Below are 16435 nucleotides of genomic sequence, written 5' to 3' on the forward strand. Positions count from 1 at the left end.
CCATGACGACCGACAATGCGACGCCTCCGGTGAACCAGAACCCAGCGACCCCGATGAGCCCGACCGACCCGGCGACTCCCGCGACTCCCGCGACTCCCGCGAGCCCGACCGACCCGGCGAACCGCAGCCCGCTCTTCAGCACCGTGCTCGTCGCCAACCGCGGCGAGATCGCCGTGCGCGTCATCCGCACGCTGCGACGACTCGGCATCAGGTCGGTCGCCGTCTTCAGCGACGCGGATGCCGACGCCCTCCACGTGCGGATGGCCGACACCGCCGTGCGACTCGGCCCGGCCGACGCGCGCGAGAGCTACCTCGACGCGGAGCGCGTCATCGCCGCTGCCCAGAGCGCCGGAGCGCAGGCCATCCATCCCGGCTACGGGTTCCTCAGCGAGAACGCGGCCTTCGCCGCCGCCTGCGAGGCAGCAGGCATCGTCTTCATCGGACCGGGCGAGCAGGCGCTCGAGGTCATGGGCGACAAGATCCGCGCGAAGCTCCACGTGGCGCTGTCGAACGTTCCCGTGGTTCCGGGAGTCTCAGATGCCGCCCTCGACGACGCCGCCCTCGCAGAGGCCGCGCTCGGCGTCGGGTTCCCGCTGCTCATCAAGCCGTCGGCCGGAGGTGGCGGCAAGGGCATGCAGCTGGTTCGCTCCGCCGCCGAGCTGCCGGAGGCCATCGCGGCCGCTCGCCGGGTCGCGGCATCCGCGTTCGGCGATGACACACTGCTGCTCGAGCGCTTCATCGACCAGCCCCGGCACATCGAGGTGCAGGTGCTCGCCGACGCCCACGGGGCAGTCGTGCACCTCGGTGAACGTGAGTGCTCGCTGCAGCGCCGCCACCAGAAGGTCATCGAGGAGGCGCCGTCGCCACTGCTCGACGCCGCCACCCGAGAGCGCATCGGACGCGCCGCGTGCGATGCCGCCCGCAGCGTCGACTATCGAGGGGCCGGGACCGTCGAATTCCTCGTCTCGGCCGCTCGTCCTGACGACTTCTTCTTCATCGAGATGAACACCCGTCTCCAGGTGGAGCATCCGGTGACCGAGCTCGTCACGGGCATCGACCTGGTCGAGCAGCAGCTCAGGGTCGCCGCGGGCGAGCCGCTCGCCTTCGAGCACGACGATGTGCACCTCACCGGCCACGCGATCGAGGCTCGTGTCTATGCCGAGAGCCCCGAGCGGGGCTTCCTGCCGTCGATCGGAACCGTGCTCGCCTACTCCGAGCCGGAGGGCCCCGGCGTGCGAGTCGACAGCGGCATCACGGCCGGATCCGAGGTGAGCCCGAACTACGACCCCATGCTCGCGAAGGTGATCGCCTTCGGGTCCGATCGAGTCGAGGCCCTCGCGAGGCTCGACGAAGCCCTGGCCGGCACCGTGGTGCTCGGCGTCGACACGAACATCGCGTTCCTCCGAGCATTGATCGCCGAGCCGGCTGTGCAGGCCGGTGACCTCGACACCGGACTCATCGATCGGATGCCGCCCCCACAGGTGCTCACCCCGTCGCCCGAGCTGCTCGCCGATGTGGCCGCAGCCGTCGTCGCCGACGAGGCCCAGCAGGCCGGCTCGGCTTCGCAGCTCTGGCGCTCCCGCTCGGGCTTCCGCCTCGGCACGCACCGCCCCCGCACTGTGACGTTCCTCCTGGACGACGCCGTCACCGAAGTCGAGGTCCCTCTGGAGACGGGTCTCGATACGCGTGCGACTCCGTCGCGCGCTACTCGACCAGCGGCGCTGACGATCGCCAGGCAGGGACCGCAGCTCTGGGTGCACGCGGATGGCGCGGCCCACGAGCTCACCCTGGTCGACCGCGCCGCCCGCCTCGCCCGCACCCTGGCCGCCATCGACCGCGTGGGCACGGAGCACAGCCCCGAGCTGCGCGCCCCGATGCCCGGAACCGTCGTCGCTGTCCATGTCGCCGACGGCGACGAGGTCGAGGCCGGCCAGGCCGTCGTGTCCATCGAGGCCATGAAGATGGAGCACCGCATCACCACCCCGATCAGCGGGCGGGTGAGCCTCACGACCAGCGAGGGCGCCCTCGTCCGTCGCGACGACATCGTCGCATCCGTCACCCCGATCGCCACGAGCGAGAAACGAGACATGCAATGAACTACGACCTCAGCGACGAGGAACAGGCTCTCTACGACACCGTCAGCGATTTCGCGGACACCGTGGTCGCCCCGGCGGCCTACGGCTACGACACCGAGCGCCGTCTGCCGATGGAGATCATCGCGCAGATGGGCGAGATGGGCCTGTTCGGTCTGCCGTTCCCGAAGAAGTACGGCGGGCAGGGCGGCGACTACGTGCAGCTCTGCCTCGCGGTCGAGGCTCTGGGGCGTGTCGACCAGTCCATCGGGGTGACCCTCGAGGCAGGCGTCGGCCTCGGCATCATGCCGATCTACCGCAACGGATCGCCTGCACAGCGGGAGGAGTGGCTGCCCGACCTCATCGCGGGCCGCGCGCTCGCCGGATTCGGTCTCACCGAGGCCAGAGCCGGGTCGGACGCCGGAGCGACCGAGACGCGCGCCGTTCTCGACGGTGACGACTGGGTGATCAACGGTTCGAAGCAGTTCATCACCAACTCGGGCACCCCCATCACGAGCCTCGTCACCATCACCGCTGTCACCGGTGAGCGGGTCGGACGCACCGGCGAGACGAAGCCCGAGCTCTCCAGCATCATCGTGCCGAGCGGCACGCCGGGCTTCGTCGTCGGAGAGCCGTACGACAAGGTCGGCTGGCACACGAGCGACACGCATCCACTCACCCTCACCGACGTTCGGGTGCCGAGCTCCAACCTGCTGGGTGACCGCGGTCGCGGCTATGCCAACTTCCTGCAGTCGCTCGACGAGGGGCGCATCGCGTTCGCCGCGCTCGCCACGGGCGCCGCCCAGGGCTGCCTCGAGGAGGCGCTGCGCTACGCGAAGGAGCGCGTCGTCTTCGGAACCAGCATCGGATCCAACCAGCACGTCGCCTTCAAGATCGCGAAGATGCAGGCGCGCGTGCACCAGGCGCGTCTCGCCTGGATCGATGCAGCACGCAAGATGGTCGCAGGCAAGCCGTTCAAGCTGGAGGCGTCCATCGCCAAGATGGTCGCCGGCGAGGCCGCGATGGACAACGCGCGCGATGCGACGCAGGTCTTCGGGGGCTACGGTTTCCTCAACGAGAACGCCGTGGCGCGGCACTACCGTGACTCCAAGATCCTCGAGATCGGCGAGGGCACCACCGAGGTGCAGCTCATGATCATCACGCGTGAGCTCGGCCTCGCCAGTTGACGGAAGGGCGACGGATGCCGAACACCCACGACATCGTGCAACGCGGGCTCTGGTTCGAAGAGTTCGACCTCGACGCACGCTACCTGCACCGACCGGGACGCACGGTCACGGAGGCCGACAACGTGCTGTTCACCACGCTCACGATGAACACGCAGGCGCTCCACCTCGACGCCGCCTTCGCTGCGCAGGAGGAGTTCGGGCAGCGGCTCGTGAACTCGATGTTCACGCTGTCGACGCTGGTCGGGGCATCCGTCGCCCAACTCACCCAGGGCACCCTGGTGGCCAACCTCGGATTCGGCGCGGTGGCCTTCCCCGCACCGGTGTTCATCGGTGACACGCTCTACGCCGAGACGACCGTCGCCTCCAAGCGGCTCTCGGCCTCCCGGCCGGGCCAGGGCATCGTGACTCTCGAACACGCGGCACGCAATCAGCACGACGTGGTCGTGGCGACGGCCTCGCGCAGCACGTTGGTCTGGTGCGACGGAGCACGGTCATGACGTTCCGCATGGGGCCCGCGCTGCTGTTCTGCCCGGCGAACCGCCCCGATCGCTACGAGAAGGCACTCGAGCGAGCGGATGCGGTCATCATCGACCTCGAGGACGCCGTCGCGCCCGACGACCGGGAAGACGCCCGCGAGGCGCTCGTCCAGACCCCTCTCGATCCCGACAGGGTGATCGTGCGGTTGAATCCGGTCGGAAGCCACGACTTCTCGGCCGATCTCTCGGCGCTCGAGGCCACGGCGTACCGCTTCGTGATGCTGCCCAAGGCTGAGCATCCGGATGCCGCAGCCGCTGTCGCCGGCTACAGCGTCGTCGCCCTGTGCGAGACCGCCGCCGGAGTTCTGGCGGCACCGGCCGTGGCGCGCGAGCCGAATGTCGTCGCGCTGATGTGGGGAGCGGAAGACCTGGTGGCTTCCCTCGGCGGCACATCGAGCCGTTTCGCCGACGGCCGCTACCGTGCCGTGGCCGACCACGCGCGCTCCAGCGTGCTGCTCGCGGCCGGCGCCGCAGGCATCGCCGCCATCGACACCGTGCACCTCGACATCGCCGACACCGACGGCCTCGTCGCCGAGGCGACGGATGCTGCAGCCAGCGGCTTCGCGGCCACGGCCTGCATCCACCCGAGCCAGGTCGGGATCATCCGTGCGGCGTACCGGCCGAGCGACGCCGAGATCGCGGAGGCCCGGGCCGTCATCGCCGTCGCCGCTCGGGAGCACGGGGTGTTCAGGCATGGGGACAGGATGGTCGACGGTCCGGTTCTGAGGCACGCGGAGGCCGTACTCCGTCGGGCCGGTCGAGACTGATTCGAGAGGGCGGGCAGGGCGACGGATTCCGGACTGTGAAGTCCGGTTATCCGCGGATCCGGGGCCTTCGGCGTTCACTCCCCGTTCACTCGCAAACGTTTCTATAACGGTTGTGGAATACCGGGCGATTCGGCGCATCAGTGTCGGCGGTCTGCCCTACTGTCAGAAGCCTTAGGGGAGGTGTTGAGAATGACTCAGGTGGTGCCGCGGGCCGTGGAACGTTCGGCCGAGGCTGCTCCTGAAATCGTCATCCCAGCACTCGAGCAGACCTCGTCGCCGTTCTCGGGTGCCATCGGCATCCAGCAGGTCTCCGCACCCGCGCGTCGGCACATCCCCGACACCGACCTCTGGGTCTTCCCGCTCGCCCTGGGCGCGCAGCGATTCGGCCGCACGGTCGATCCGCGCACGGCCGTCGACATGCTCGATCGCTACCGCGAAGGAGGCGGCAACCTCATCGACACTGTCGATGCCGTCGTCGCGCAGCGCAGCGAGCAGCTCATCGGTGCCTGGCTTCGTGCGCGGCACTGCCGTGACGACGTCGTTCTGGCCACGACCGTCGGCGGCGGAACCGATTTCCCGGGCCTGACCCCGGCCAACATCGTGGCCGGCGTCGATGCCTCCCTGCAGCGTCTCGGCGTCGATCGCCTCGATCTCCTGTTCATGCGCGAGTCCGAGGGTGTTCCGGTGCCGCTCGAGGAGAGCCTCGGCGCCATCGACGCCCTCGTGCAGGCCGGCAAGGTCCGCTACATCGCCGCATCCGGATTCTCGGCGGACAGGCTCATCGAGGCGCGTGTGCTCGCCGCCAACGGTCTTCCCCGCTTCCGGGCCGTGCAGTCGTCGTACAGCCTCGCCGAGCGCGTGCCGTTCGAGGGCTCGGTCTCGGTGTCCGCCAACGCGCAAGGCCTCGCCGTGTTCCCGTCCAGCCCGCTGAACCATGGTGTGCTCGCAGGCTCCACCCGCGGTGACGGCTCCATCCCGGCCAGCGTCGCGAGCAGGCTGGCGCTCCACCTCAACCGGAGAATGCGTCGCATCCGCGCGGTCATCGATCGCATCGCGACCGAGCACGGAGTGCCGTCGGCCACCATTGCCATCGCCTGGCTGCTGGCCCGGCGCGACGTGGTGGCGCCGGTCACCGGCGCCCGCTCCATCAGCGAGCTGCACTCGCTCATGGCCGCGCCACGCGTCACTCTCACGCGGTCCGACATGCTCGACCTCGACCGCGTCACCCTCTGACCCGATCGATCGCGTTCGCGCACCGGGTAGCCGGCGCGGGATCGACCGCGCATCACCACGACGTCGGCGCTGCTTCGGCTCTGTCTCGGCGCTGCGTCGGCGCTGCGCCGGCGCGCACACCGTGCAACCCGACCGGTGTCGGGGCGCTGGCCTAAGGTGGAGTGTGATGAACGGCGCAGTTGACCTCCCTCTCGGCATGCCCGAGCTCAGCTTCACCGCCTCCGGTGACTGCCTCGTCAGGCGATCGGTCCTCCCCAGCGGAGTGCGCATCCTCACAGAGCACGTGCCTGGCTCCCGCAGCGCCACCATCGGCTACTGGGTCGCCGTCGGCTCCCGCGACGAGCTTCCCGCGCTGGCCGCCATCAACGGTCGCAGCGCGCATCCGGGCACCTTCGGCTCCACGCACTTCCTCGAGCACCTGCTCTTCAAGGGAACCTCCACCCGCACGGCGCTCGACATCGCCGTCTCCTTCGACGCCGTCGGTGGCGAGCACAACGCCATGACCGCGAAGGAGTACACCTGCTACTACGCCAAGGTGCGCGACCGCGACCTGCCCATGGCCGCAGCCGTACTCACCGACATGCTCACCTCGTCGCTGCTCGACCCCGAGGAGTTCGAGAACGAGCGCGGAGTCATCCTCGAAGAGCTCTCGATGGCCGAGGACGACCCGTCTGACGTGGCCAACGAGCGGTTCTTCGAGGCCGTGCTGGGGGAGCACCCGCTGGGTCGCCCCATCGGCGGCAGCCCGGCCACCATCGAGGCGGCCACCCGCGAAGCCGTCTGGAACCACTACCGCGCGAACTACCGCCCGCAAGACCTCGTCGTGACAGCGGCCGGGGCCGTCGACCACGACGAGCTCGTGGCATCCGTCACCACAGCCCTCGAATCAGCCGGCTGGGACCTGACCGTTCCCGCCTCTCCCGTCGAGCGCCGCCCCGCGGAGGCCTCCACCATCGCCCGAGGCTCCGAGCTGGTCGTCGTCGACCGCCAGCTCGAGCAGGTCAACATGTTCCTCGGCGTTCCGGGACTCATCGCCACCGATGACCGCCGCATGACCATGAGCGTTCTCAACTCGATCTTCGGCGGCGGCATGTCGTCGCGCCTGTTCCAGGAGGTGCGGGAGAAGCGCGGGCTGGCCTACTCGGTGTACTCCTTCGCGGCCGCCTACTCCGATGCCGGTGTCTTCGGCATGTACGCCGGCTGCTCACCGGCGAAGGCGGCCCCCGTCGCCGAACTGATGCTCGACGAGTTGCAGCTGCTGGCGGACAAGGGCGTGACCGATGCCGAGATGGGTCGTGCGATCGGCCAGATCTCCGGTGCCTCGGCCCTGGCACTCGAAGACAGCGACACCCGCATGAGCCGACTCGGTCGCGCTGAGATCACCCAGGGCGAGTTCACCGACCTCGATGAGGGCCTGCGCCGCGTGGGGTTGGTGACGGCAGCCGACGTGCAAGAGCTGGCCGCCGACCTCGTCTCGCGCGAACTGTCGCTGTCAGCGGTCGGCGCCGTCGACCCCGATCTGTTCGCTCCCATCCTCGGAGCGCACGCCGGCTGAACCCGGCCCATCGGGCCTCCTCGCACTTCGCCACACCCGCACGTCGCAACACGAAAGGGACATCGGTGCCCCACTACCTCTATCTCGTCCGTCACGGAGAACAGCAGCACGCCGAGCACGGCCTGCCCGACGGTCCGCTCTCGGCCCGCGGCGTTCGTCAGGCGCAACTGCTCGCAGAACGCCTCGGGGGAGTGCCGTTCGATGCCGCCTGGCACTCGCCGCTGCAGCGCGCCGCCGAGACTGCGGCGATCATCGCGGATCGCATGCCGGCGATCACGCCGGAGGCGTCCGCCCTGCTGTTCGACTGCATCCCCTCCGGGCCATCGCCCGAGACCCCCGACGCCTTCGACGCCTTCTTCGGCTCCGTGACCCCTGAACAGATCGAGGCCGGTCGCGCCCAGATGGAGGATGCCGTCGCCGAGTTCCTGAAGCCGGCACGAGGCGAGCGCCACGATCTGCTGATCACGCACAACTTCATCATCGGCTGGTTCGTGCGGGAGGTGCTCGGCGCTCCCGACTGGCGCTGGATGAGCATCCCGCAGGCCAACTGCGGGCTCACCATCCTGCAGCAGAAGCCCGGCCGGCCGTGGACGCTGCTCTCGCACAACGATCTGGCGCACCTCCCGGTGGAGCTGCGCACGGGGCTGGCCGAGCCGCTGCCGGCGTAGGGCGCTCTCGAGGCTCGCTGGTCGAGCAGGCAGCGAGCGCAGCTGTTTCGCTGGTCGAGTAGGCAGCGAGCGCAGTTGTTTCGCTGGTCGAGTAGGCAGCGAGCGCAGCGAGCAGCCGTATCGAGACCACTCCTCGCCGTCCACCGCCTGGTCATCCCTGGTCTCGATACGCGACCTCGCTCCGCTCGGGCGCTACTCGACCAGCGGGTTCCGCTCGGGCGCTACTCGACCAGCGGGTTCCGCTCGGGCGCTACTCGACCAGCGGGTTCCGCTCGGGCGCTGATCGACCAGCGGGTTACAGTCGCTTCGCGTACCAGTTCGTCGCGTTGGGGTTGTCGTTGTACGGCTCGACGTCCGCGTACCCGGCTCGCCGGTACAGGCCGCCGGCAGCCTCGAGGCTCGCGTTCGTGTCGAGAACCACCTCGGTGGCACCGAACGCCCGTGCCCGGTCCTCCAGCTCGGCGAGCAGTGCGCGTCCGGCGCCGAGCCCGCGGGCGCTCGGCCGCAGGTACAGGTGCTTCACCTCGTAGCGCACGGCATCGCTGTCGCCCGGCTGCAGTCGACGGATGCCGCCGCACCCGACGATGCCTGCGTCACCGGCCCCGCTCGTCCCTGAGGCTCCGGCATCCGTCGAGGCTCCGGCATCCGTCGCCGTGTCATCCACGACCACGAGGAACACCCCCGCCGGGGGCACGAACTGCTCGGGAACCGGAAAGGTGGTGCGGTAGCCGCCGGCGCTCGGAAAAGTCGCCTCACGTTCGGTGAAGTACTCGGCGAGCAGCGCATGAGCCGTCGCATCCGTCACGGGAGCCTCGCGGAAGTGCACCATGTCTCCAGCGTATTCCGGCCCGGCAGCATGGCGATGCGCCGGATGCCCCTTGCGCTCGCGACGGCGCCGGGCACCAGTCGACTCCCGGACCCGTCGGCCCCGATTGCTAGGCTGATCGGGTGACAACACGCGTTGCCGTCATCGGCGCTTCAGGCAGGCTCGGCTCACTCGTCTCGAGGCTCGTGCGCGAGTCCGAGGACTTCGAGCTGGTGGCCGAATTGAACTCCCGCAGCTCCCTCGACGCCATGCTCGGAGCAGACGTGGCCGTCGACGTGAGCCACCCGGCCGTCAGCGGCGAGATCGTGGAGTACGCGGTCGAGAACGGCCTGCGCGTGCTCGTGGGAACCTCGGGGTGGAGTCAGGAGCGCATCGGCGCCATCACCTCGCGGGTGACAGCCCGCGAGGGCGCTGTCGTGTTCATCCCGAACTTCTCGGTCGGCTCTGTGCTCGGCACGCGCCTCGCGACGATCGCGGCGCGCTACTTCGACTCCATCGAGATCGTCGAGGCTCACCACGCGGGCAAGGTCGACTCGCCCTCCGGAACCGCTGTGCGCACGGCTGAGCTTATGACGCGTGCCCGTGCGGAACTCGGCCCCGTCGATGCACCGCACACCGACCAGCGTGCCCGCGGCCAGCAGGTCGCGAGCATCCCCGTGCACAGCCTCCGCATCGCAGGCCTGATCGCCAGCCAGCAGGTCGTTTTCGGTGGCCGCGGTGAGACGCTGACCATCCGCCACGACACGATCTCCGACGAGTCCTATGAGCAGGGCATCATGCTTGCACTGCGGGCCCTGCGTGGAGCGAGCGGCGTCACCGTCGGACTGGACGCCCTGCTCGGACTCGGCTCGATCGGGGGCGAGGTTCCGGCCGCGCCGGTCGACCCCAGCGACACCTCAGACCTCGTGCAGGACTGACGCGCGTGAAGTCCCGCATCGCCGCCTGGCTGATGGCCCTGCTCCTCGTCCTGTACTTCGTGCTCGTCGGCTGGCGCGCCGTGCAGTTCATGGGCACCGGTGAGCTCGTCGGCATCCTCATCGGCATCGCGCTCATCGTGCTGCCGATCGTCGGGGCCTGGGCGCTGTGGCGCGAGCTCGCGTTCGGATTCGGCAGCGAACGGCTGGTCAAGCGTCTCGACGCCGAAGACGAGTTGCCCGTCGAGGAGCTCGCTGTGAGCGCGACGGGACGCCCCGATCGTGCCGAGGCGGCCGCGGACTTCACGCGTTTCCAGAGCGCGGTGGAGCAGCATCCGGAGTCCTGGCGCGATTGGTTCCGCCTGGGACTCGCCTACGACGCCGCCCGCGACCGTCGCCGGGCGCGCGGCGCGATCGCTCACGCGATCAGGCTCGAGCGTGCCGAGTCTCGGGCCCATCCCGCTGGGGACGACGACCGCTGAGCATCCAGTCGATGGCCTGCTCCGCCGTCTCGTGCTGGAAGGTGAAGCCGCTGTCCAGCAGCTTCTGCGGCACGACCTGCTGATCGGCCAGCAACAGGTCCCTGGCATCCTGGAGCGCCAGCTCGATGAGCTTCTTCGGCGCGGGAACGAGGTACGGCCTGTGCAATGCATTCGTGAAGGCGCGCATGATCCGTTCAGCCGAGGCGGGAACCGGACCGACGAGATTGACGGGACCCGAGACGTCGGCCGTGAGGAGATGACGGATTGCGGCCACCTCATCGGGCAGGGTGATCCACGGCCAGTGCTGCTTTCCGCTTCCCATGGGTCCGGCGAGGCCGAGCCGGCTCTGCAGCTCGACGATCGAGAGCACACCGCCCTGACCGACGACCAGGCCCGTGCGGAGGGTCACGACGCGCACGCCGTCGGGTGCCCGCCGAGCGGCCTTCTCCCAGGCGTCGACGACGTCGGCCAGATAGCCGGTGCCGCGCTCCGATGACTCGGTGAGCACCTCGCCCGGTCGATCGCCGTAGATGCCGACGGCCGAGCCGCTGAGGAAGACGGCGGGCGGCTTCGATGCCGTGCGCATCGCATCCGTCAGGGTGTGGGTGGCGCGGATGCGGGAGGTGAAGATCTCGCGCTTCCACTTCGGCGTCCACGGCAGCCGCGCGAGCGACGCACCGGAGAGGTTGATGACGGCGTCGACGTCGTCCATGATCCCGCCGGGGATGACGCCCTTCTCGGGATGCCACTCCACCTCGTCGCTGCGCGTCGGGGCGCGGCGCACGAGCCGGAGCACCTCATGGCCGTGCGACGTGAGGGAATGACCGAGGTCGCTGCCGATGAACCCGGAAGCACCGGAGACGAGGATGCGCATGGCGTGACGCCTAGGCCAGGGTCGCCTCGATCGTGATGGGGATGCCGGCGAGGGCCTTGGAGATGGGGCAGTTCGCCTTGGCGAGCTGGGCGATCGACTCGAAGTCGGCGTCGGAGATGCCGGGAACGCTCGCGTTCACCAGGAGGTGACTGCCGGTGACTCCGGTGCCTGCCACGAAGGTGACAGCCGCCGTGGTCTGGATGGAGGTCGGCGGGTGCCCGGCGTTGGTGAGCTCGTTGCTGAACGCCATGGAGAAGCAGCTCGCGTGCGACGCGGCCAGCAGTTCCTCGGGGTTCGTCGTTCCGGACTCCCCGTCGGCGCGCGCCTTCCAGTTGATCGGGAAGGTCGCGACCTTCGACGAATCGAAGCTCACCGTCCCGTTCCCTGTGAACAGTTCGCCGTTCCAGACCGTTGTTGCCTCGCTCGTGAGCGCCATGGGTTCCTCCTCGAAGTGGACTCTTCCCACCCTAAGGAACTGCACGCCCGGTATCTACGCCCCGGCCTCCGATCTGCGGCTCCCGCACAGCCGGGCGACGACGCCCTACGCGGCGTCGGCTGGTCGCAGACGCTGGAGCAGCAGGTAGATCTGGCATCCGAGGCAGAAGCCGAATGCCGAGTTGAGGAAGGCGGCCACGAACGCGAGCGACGCGGCGATGACGACGGCGGGGGCGATGCCGAACAGGCCGAGGATCACGCCGATGCCGGTGACCACCAGTCCGACGCCCTGGGCGAAGGTGGGCGGACGCGGATCCTCCCGCTCTGTCGTCGGTGCGAGGCGGGGGAGGACGACCCGCCGGAACACGATGGCGAACGGATGCCGCCGGATGCCGGCGATCGTCGTCCACGCGAACGTCGCCGCCACGGCCGCGAGGAGCAGGAGGGCTGCGAGCTCGGCGCCGGCGAGACCGAGCACGACGTCGATGAAGAGCAGCACGGCGGTGATCGTCGCAACGAAGCGGGGGCCACGCGGGTCGATGCCGGCGGGCGGCTGCTCCGGTTCGGTCGGAGAGGCTTCTGCGGCGACGGCGGGCGCTGCGGCGGATGCTGCGGTGAATGCTGCGGCAGGCCTGGTCTGGTTCTCGGTCATGCTGGACTCCCGATGATCGTGGTGAGGCGTTCGGTGACGGCGCGCCGGTCGGGTGCGCCGCCCACGCGGGCGCGCACGGCGCCGCGTGCGTCGAGGATGAGGGTGGTCGGCGTCTGCAGCACGTTGTAGCGGCGGGCGATGTCGGGGCGATGGGTCAGATCCACGTCGAGGTGGCGCACTCCGTCGTGGTCGCCGGCGATGCCGCGCAGCACCACCCGGGTCTGCGGGCAGCGCGAGCAGTACTCGGTGGAGAACTGCAGCAGCGTGGCGCTCTCTCCGAAAGCCTCGTGACTGCCGACATCGGCGGGGGTGAGGATGACGGCTGCCCGCGACGAGGCTGGCGGCGGTGCCGTCGTCGTGGTGGTGCACGATGCGGCGTCCCCGGCTGTCGTGGCTATCGCATCCGTCACCGTCATGCGTCCGTCGCGCGAGCGCAGCCAGAACCCGATCGCCGTGGTGGCGCCGACGAGCGCGAGGGCTGCGGCGAGGGCGAGGATCCACGGCATGCGACCATCGTGGCTCAGGGGGGTCTAGAGCACGCGAGTATGACCTGCCGTGACGTCTGCGGCGGCATCCGTCGACGACGCGGTCGACAAGCCGCGATGGTGTCGGCAGCCCGCGATACGATCGACGCGATGAGCGCCACGATCCCCACCCCATACGAGGACCTGCTGCGCGATGTGCTCAAGCACGGCGTGCAGAAGACCGACCGCACCGGCACCGGAACGCGTAGCGTGTTCGGCCGGCAGATCCGCTTCGACCTGGCCGAGGGGTTCCCCCTCATCACGACGAAGCGCGTGCACTTCAAATCGATCGCCTACGAGCTGCTGTGGTTCCTCCGCGGCGAGAGCAACGTGGGCTGGCTTCGTGAGAACGGCGTCACCATCTGGGACGAGTGGGCGGATGCCGCCGGCGAGCTCGGTCCGGTCTACGGCGTGCAGTGGCGGTCGTGGCCGACGCCGTCCGGTGAGCAGATCGACCAGATCAGCGACGTGATCGACGCCATCCGCGCGACTCCCGACTCGCGGCGCCTCATCGTCTCGGCATGGAACCCGGCCGACATCCCGAACATGGCGCTCGCCCCCTGCCACGCGCTGTTCCAGTTCTACGTGGCCGACGGCAAGCTGTCGTGCCAGCTCTACCAGCGCAGCGCCGACATGTTCCTGGGTGTCCCGTTCAACATCGCTTCGTACGCGCTGCTCACGCTCATGGTCGCCGACCAGGTGGGCCTGGCGCCCGGCGAGTTCGTCTGGACCGGCGGTGACTGCCACATCTACGACAACCACGTCGCCCAGGTCACCGAGCAGTTGTCTCGTGAGCCGTACCCGTACCCGACCGTGCGCATCGACGCCCAGCGCGACAGCATCTTCGACTACGAGTTCGGTGACTTCGTCGTCGAGGGCTACGAGCACCACCCCGCCATCCGCGGGGCCGTCGCCGTATGACGGATGCTGCGGCTCGGGCTGCCGGTGCCGGTGCGGCATCCGTTCCCCTCGGTCTGATCTGGGCGCAGTCCTCCGACGGCACCATCGGGCGAGGCGGCGTCATGCCGTGGCACCTGCCCGAAGACCTCGCGCACTTCAAGGAAGTCACCCTCGGAGCGCCGGTGGTGATGGGCCGGAAGACCTGGGACTCGCTGCCGCCGCGCTTCCGACCCCTGGCTGAGCGCCGCAACATCGTCGTCACCCGCCAGCACGACTGGGCCGCGGATGGCGCCGAGGTCGCCCACTCCATCGAGGATGCGCTGGCCCTCGCCGCAGCGTCGGATCCGTCGGCGTCGGGGTCGGATCCGTCGTCGGCGCCGCTGCCGTCGCGCATCTGGATCATCGGCGGGGCGGAGCTCTTCGCGTCCGTGATCGATCGGGCCGACGTGCTCGAGGTCACCGAGATCGACGCGGCATTCGACGGTGACACGCAGGCACCGCTCATCGGCGACGCCTGGGCCGCCGCAGCAACCGACCCGGCCGCATCCGAGCCGCAGCGCTGGCACACCTCGCGCACCGGCCTGCAGTACCGCTTCATCACCTACGCCCGTCGCTAGGCGTGTACGAGTCAGCGGAGTTCGAGCGCCGGAGCGCTGCGACATCCGCGCAATCTCCAGTGACCCGAGTCTCCGCGGCCCGCCGACTCCGCTGACAGGTACGTGCCGCGAGCCTCGATTCCACAGTTCCTGAGCCGATCCGTCTGGGCAGCCGAAGTCGCTGCACAGTCGTCAGATGCAGATCGAACCGACCACGGTGCTCTCCGACGACTCGGCGGGTTCGCTCGGGCTCACGAGCTCGAACACGCGGGAGTGAGCAGGCGCTCGCTGAGTGCATCCCTCACCGTCGGAACCGTCATCCGGGTACGAGAGGGGTGGTACGCGCTCGCCGGTGCACCGCCCGAGCTGATTCTGGCGATCCGGCACGGTGGAGTGGTCGGCTGTCTGACCGCCGCCCGGGCGCACGGACTCTGGGTTCCGCCACACGAGGGGATCCACGTCTGGTTGCGCGACCGGGGTCACCGGCGGAGTCATGACGACTGCACGTGCGTCAGCCATTGGGACCTGCCGCCGGGCGACCACGCCAGGTCGGTGACCGTCGAGCATGCCCTCGCGGAGATCGCGGCGTGCGCGGGGGAGGAGGCGTTCTTCATCTGCCTCGAGTCGGCGATGCGCAATGGAAAGCTCACGAAGGCCGGCGCTCGCTGGCTCCGGCTGGTTCTTCCCGCAGCATCCGCAGCCCTGATGGACGAAGCGCGGGACGATGCCGACAGTGGTATCGAATCGATCGTGCGGTATCGGATGCTGGCTGTGGGCATCACGATGCGATCGCAGGTCGAGATCGCAGGGGTCGGGCGGGTCGACTTTCTCATCGGAGACCGACTCATTCTCGAGATCGACGGGCGTGACAATCACGACGGGGCGAGCGAACGCCACAAAGACCTGCTGCGCGACGCCCGTGCAGCCGTACTCGGATATGAGGCCCTGCGCTTCGACTATGCGATGGTGCTCTACGACTGGTCTCTCGTGGAAGCAGCCATTCGCGCGAAAGTCGACGCCGGCGAGCACCACGCCCGTACGAGTCAGCGGAGTTGAGGGCTGTTTTGCACTGAATCGGCGCCGATTCGCCCTGAATGGCCCGCGAACTCCGCTGACTCGCACGCCGGGAGCAGCACGCACGCTCGCGCCGCGACACACGAGACGGCGGCGCCGCCCGAACCGATACGCTGGAGGGCGTGTCGACGCAAAACCCCTTCGGTCAGGTCCTTGTCGCTCTCGTCACGCCTTTCACCGCCGACGGTGAGGTGGATTGGCCGGGAGTCGAGAAGCACATCGACGACGTCATCAACGCCGGGGCCGACGGCATCGTCGTCACCGGCACCACTGGTGAGACCAGCACGCTGACCGACCAGGAGAAGCTCAAGCTCGTCGAGGTCGGCAAGTCCGTCTCGGACGGCCGCGCGAAGATCATCACCGGCGGCGGATCGAACGAGACCGCCCACGCCATCCAGCTCGCCCAGCAGAGCGAGAAGGCCGGCGCCGACGGCAACATGATCGTCACGCCGTACTACAACAAGCCGACGCAGGCCGGTATCCTCACGCACTTCCGCATGGTCGCGGATGCCACCGACCTGCCTGTCATCCTCTACGACATCCCCGGTCGCACCGGCGTGCCCATCAAGTACGAGACGATCCTCCGCCTGGCGAAGCACCCGAACATCCTCGCCGTCAAAGACGCGAAGGGCGACTTCAGCGAGGTGAGCCGCGTGCTCAACCAGACCGACCTCATGTACTTCTCGGGCGACGACGCGAACATCCTCGCGCACCTCGCCATCGGCGCATCCGGACTCATCGGAGTCACGGCCAACGTCGCCGCGAAGCCGTACCGCACCATCGTCGACGCCGTGAACGCCGGCGATCTGCACACGGCGACGGATGCGCACCGCAAGCTCGAGCCGCTGGTGCGCGCCGTCATGACGCACGTGCCGGGAACCGTCGCGGCGAAGTACATCCTCCACGGCCTCGGCCGCATCGGGAGCCCGCGCGTGCGGCTTCCCCTCGTGGGTCCCGAGGAGTGGGAGGCGGCGCAGATCGAAGACGAGATCGATCTCGTGCGCCACATTCCGGGAGTCGATTTCTCGAACTTCCGCCCAGATCGCAATGCCGCAGCAGGCGGCGCACTGCCCCGAATCGCGGGCACAACACGCTAGCGCTGGAGCGAATCCAGCGCGTGAAGAAGGAATAACGGAGGGC

Annotated in this window: 18 protein-coding genes; 13 read left to right on the forward strand and 5 right to left on the reverse strand. The window is 69.1% G+C overall.

All coding sequences use genetic code 11. From position 1 onward, the window contains the following. The first annotated feature begins 2 nt into the window (after positions 1 to 2). The 7 genes from ASC59_RS01805 to ASC59_RS01835 all read left to right on the forward strand — a co-directional run bounded on the left by ASC59_RS01805 (position 3) and on the right by ASC59_RS01835 (position 8018). Complete coding sequence (locus ASC59_RS01805; RefSeq protein ID WP_235492544.1) at positions 3 to 2096, forward strand: acetyl/propionyl/methylcrotonyl-CoA carboxylase subunit alpha; 2094 nt, start codon at positions 3 to 5, stop codon at positions 2094 to 2096. Next, positions 2093 to 3259 (forward strand): acyl-CoA dehydrogenase family protein, encoded by a 1167-nt coding sequence (locus tag ASC59_RS01810; protein WP_055817828.1) that lies wholly within the window; start codon positions 2093 to 2095, stop codon positions 3257 to 3259. Before ASC59_RS01805 ends, ASC59_RS01810 begins: the two co-directional genes overlap by 4 nt. Before the next feature lie 14 nt (positions 3260 to 3273). Then, positions 3274 to 3756, forward strand: a complete 483-nt coding sequence (locus ASC59_RS01815) for a MaoC family dehydratase (protein WP_055817830.1) — start codon at positions 3274 to 3276, stop codon at positions 3754 to 3756. Continuing rightward, a complete protein-coding gene (locus ASC59_RS01820) occupies positions 3753 to 4562 on the forward strand; it encodes an HpcH/HpaI aldolase/citrate lyase family protein (RefSeq protein ID WP_055817832.1) in 810 nt (269 codons plus the stop codon). The genes ASC59_RS01815 and ASC59_RS01820 overlap by 4 nt, the downstream gene beginning before the upstream one ends. 189 nt (positions 4563 to 4751) lie before the next feature. Beyond that, positions 4752 to 5795, forward strand: coding sequence for an aldo/keto reductase (locus tag ASC59_RS01825; protein ID WP_055817834.1), 1044 nt, complete (start codon positions 4752 to 4754; stop codon positions 5793 to 5795). Positions 5796 to 5961: 166 nt separating this feature from the next. Continuing rightward, positions 5962 to 7350, forward strand: coding sequence for a M16 family metallopeptidase (locus ASC59_RS01830; RefSeq protein ID WP_055817836.1), 1389 nt, complete (start codon positions 5962 to 5964; stop codon positions 7348 to 7350). Between the two features lie 65 nt (positions 7351 to 7415). Then, complete coding sequence (locus ASC59_RS01835) at positions 7416 to 8018, forward strand: histidine phosphatase family protein (RefSeq protein WP_055817837.1); 603 nt, start codon at positions 7416 to 7418, stop codon at positions 8016 to 8018. A gap of 295 nt (positions 8019 to 8313) precedes the next feature. Here the strand turns inward: ASC59_RS01835 and ASC59_RS01840 are convergent, their stop codons facing one another. Beyond that, on the reverse strand, positions 8314 to 8847 hold the full coding sequence (locus tag ASC59_RS01840; protein WP_055817839.1) for a GNAT family N-acetyltransferase: 534 nt from the start codon (positions 8845 to 8847) through the stop codon (positions 8314 to 8316). A 119-nt stretch (positions 8848 to 8966) separates the two neighbouring features. Between ASC59_RS01840 and dapB the strand changes: the two genes are divergently transcribed. Both dapB and ASC59_RS01850 read left to right on the forward strand, forming a co-directional pair. Further along, the gene (dapB, locus tag ASC59_RS01845) at positions 8967 to 9761 is read left to right on the forward strand and encodes a 4-hydroxy-tetrahydrodipicolinate reductase (RefSeq protein ID WP_055817841.1); all 795 of its coding nucleotides are present in this window, start codon (positions 8967 to 8969) and stop codon (positions 9759 to 9761) included. 5 nt (positions 9762 to 9766) lie between these two features. Then, on the forward strand, positions 9767 to 10240 hold the full coding sequence (locus ASC59_RS01850) for a hypothetical protein (protein ID WP_055817844.1): 474 nt from the start codon (positions 9767 to 9769) through the stop codon (positions 10238 to 10240). On the opposite strand, the gene ASC59_RS01855 is transcribed toward ASC59_RS01850, so the two are convergent. From ASC59_RS01855 to ASC59_RS01870, 4 genes are all read right to left on the reverse strand, one after another. Further along, positions 10185 to 11114, reverse strand: coding sequence for a TIGR01777 family oxidoreductase (locus ASC59_RS01855; RefSeq protein ID WP_055817846.1), 930 nt, complete (start codon positions 11112 to 11114; stop codon positions 10185 to 10187). The two genes, ASC59_RS01850 and ASC59_RS01855, sit on opposite strands and share 56 nt — an antisense overlap. 10 nt (positions 11115 to 11124) lie before the next feature. Continuing rightward, entirely contained in the window at positions 11125 to 11550 is a 426-nt protein-coding gene (locus tag ASC59_RS01860) for an OsmC family peroxiredoxin (protein WP_055817848.1), read from the reverse strand. Positions 11551 to 11655: 105 nt separating this feature from the next. Continuing rightward, entirely contained in the window at positions 11656 to 12201 is a 546-nt protein-coding gene (locus ASC59_RS01865) for a DUF4395 domain-containing protein (RefSeq protein ID WP_082513335.1), read from the reverse strand. Then, positions 12198 to 12707, reverse strand: coding sequence for a TlpA family protein disulfide reductase (locus ASC59_RS01870; protein ID WP_055817851.1), 510 nt, complete (start codon positions 12705 to 12707; stop codon positions 12198 to 12200). The genes ASC59_RS01865 and ASC59_RS01870 overlap by 4 nt, the downstream gene beginning before the upstream one ends. A 129-nt stretch (positions 12708 to 12836) precedes the next feature. On the opposite strand from ASC59_RS01870, the gene ASC59_RS01875 reads away from it, so the two are divergent. The 4 genes from ASC59_RS01875 to dapA all read left to right on the forward strand — a co-directional run bounded on the left by ASC59_RS01875 (position 12837) and on the right by dapA (position 16392). Then, on the forward strand, positions 12837 to 13646 hold the full coding sequence (locus tag ASC59_RS01875) for a thymidylate synthase (protein ID WP_055822648.1): 810 nt from the start codon (positions 12837 to 12839) through the stop codon (positions 13644 to 13646). After that, on the forward strand, positions 13643 to 14242 hold the full coding sequence (locus ASC59_RS01880; protein WP_055817853.1) for a dihydrofolate reductase: 600 nt from the start codon (positions 13643 to 13645) through the stop codon (positions 14240 to 14242). Before ASC59_RS01875 ends, ASC59_RS01880 begins: the two co-directional genes overlap by 4 nt. Before the next feature lie 252 nt (positions 14243 to 14494). Beyond that, entirely contained in the window at positions 14495 to 15277 is a 783-nt protein-coding gene (locus ASC59_RS01885; protein WP_055817855.1) for an endonuclease domain-containing protein, read from the forward strand. Between the two features lie 140 nt (positions 15278 to 15417). Beyond that, positions 15418 to 16392, forward strand: a complete 975-nt coding sequence (gene dapA, locus ASC59_RS01890) for a 4-hydroxy-tetrahydrodipicolinate synthase (RefSeq protein ID WP_055817857.1) — start codon at positions 15418 to 15420, stop codon at positions 16390 to 16392. Positions 16393 to 16435 lie beyond the last annotated feature (43 nt).

Origin of the sequence: Leifsonia sp. Root1293, from assembly GCF_001425325.1 — a bacterium.
Lineage (GTDB): Bacteria > Actinomycetota > Actinomycetes > Actinomycetales > Microbacteriaceae > Orlajensenia.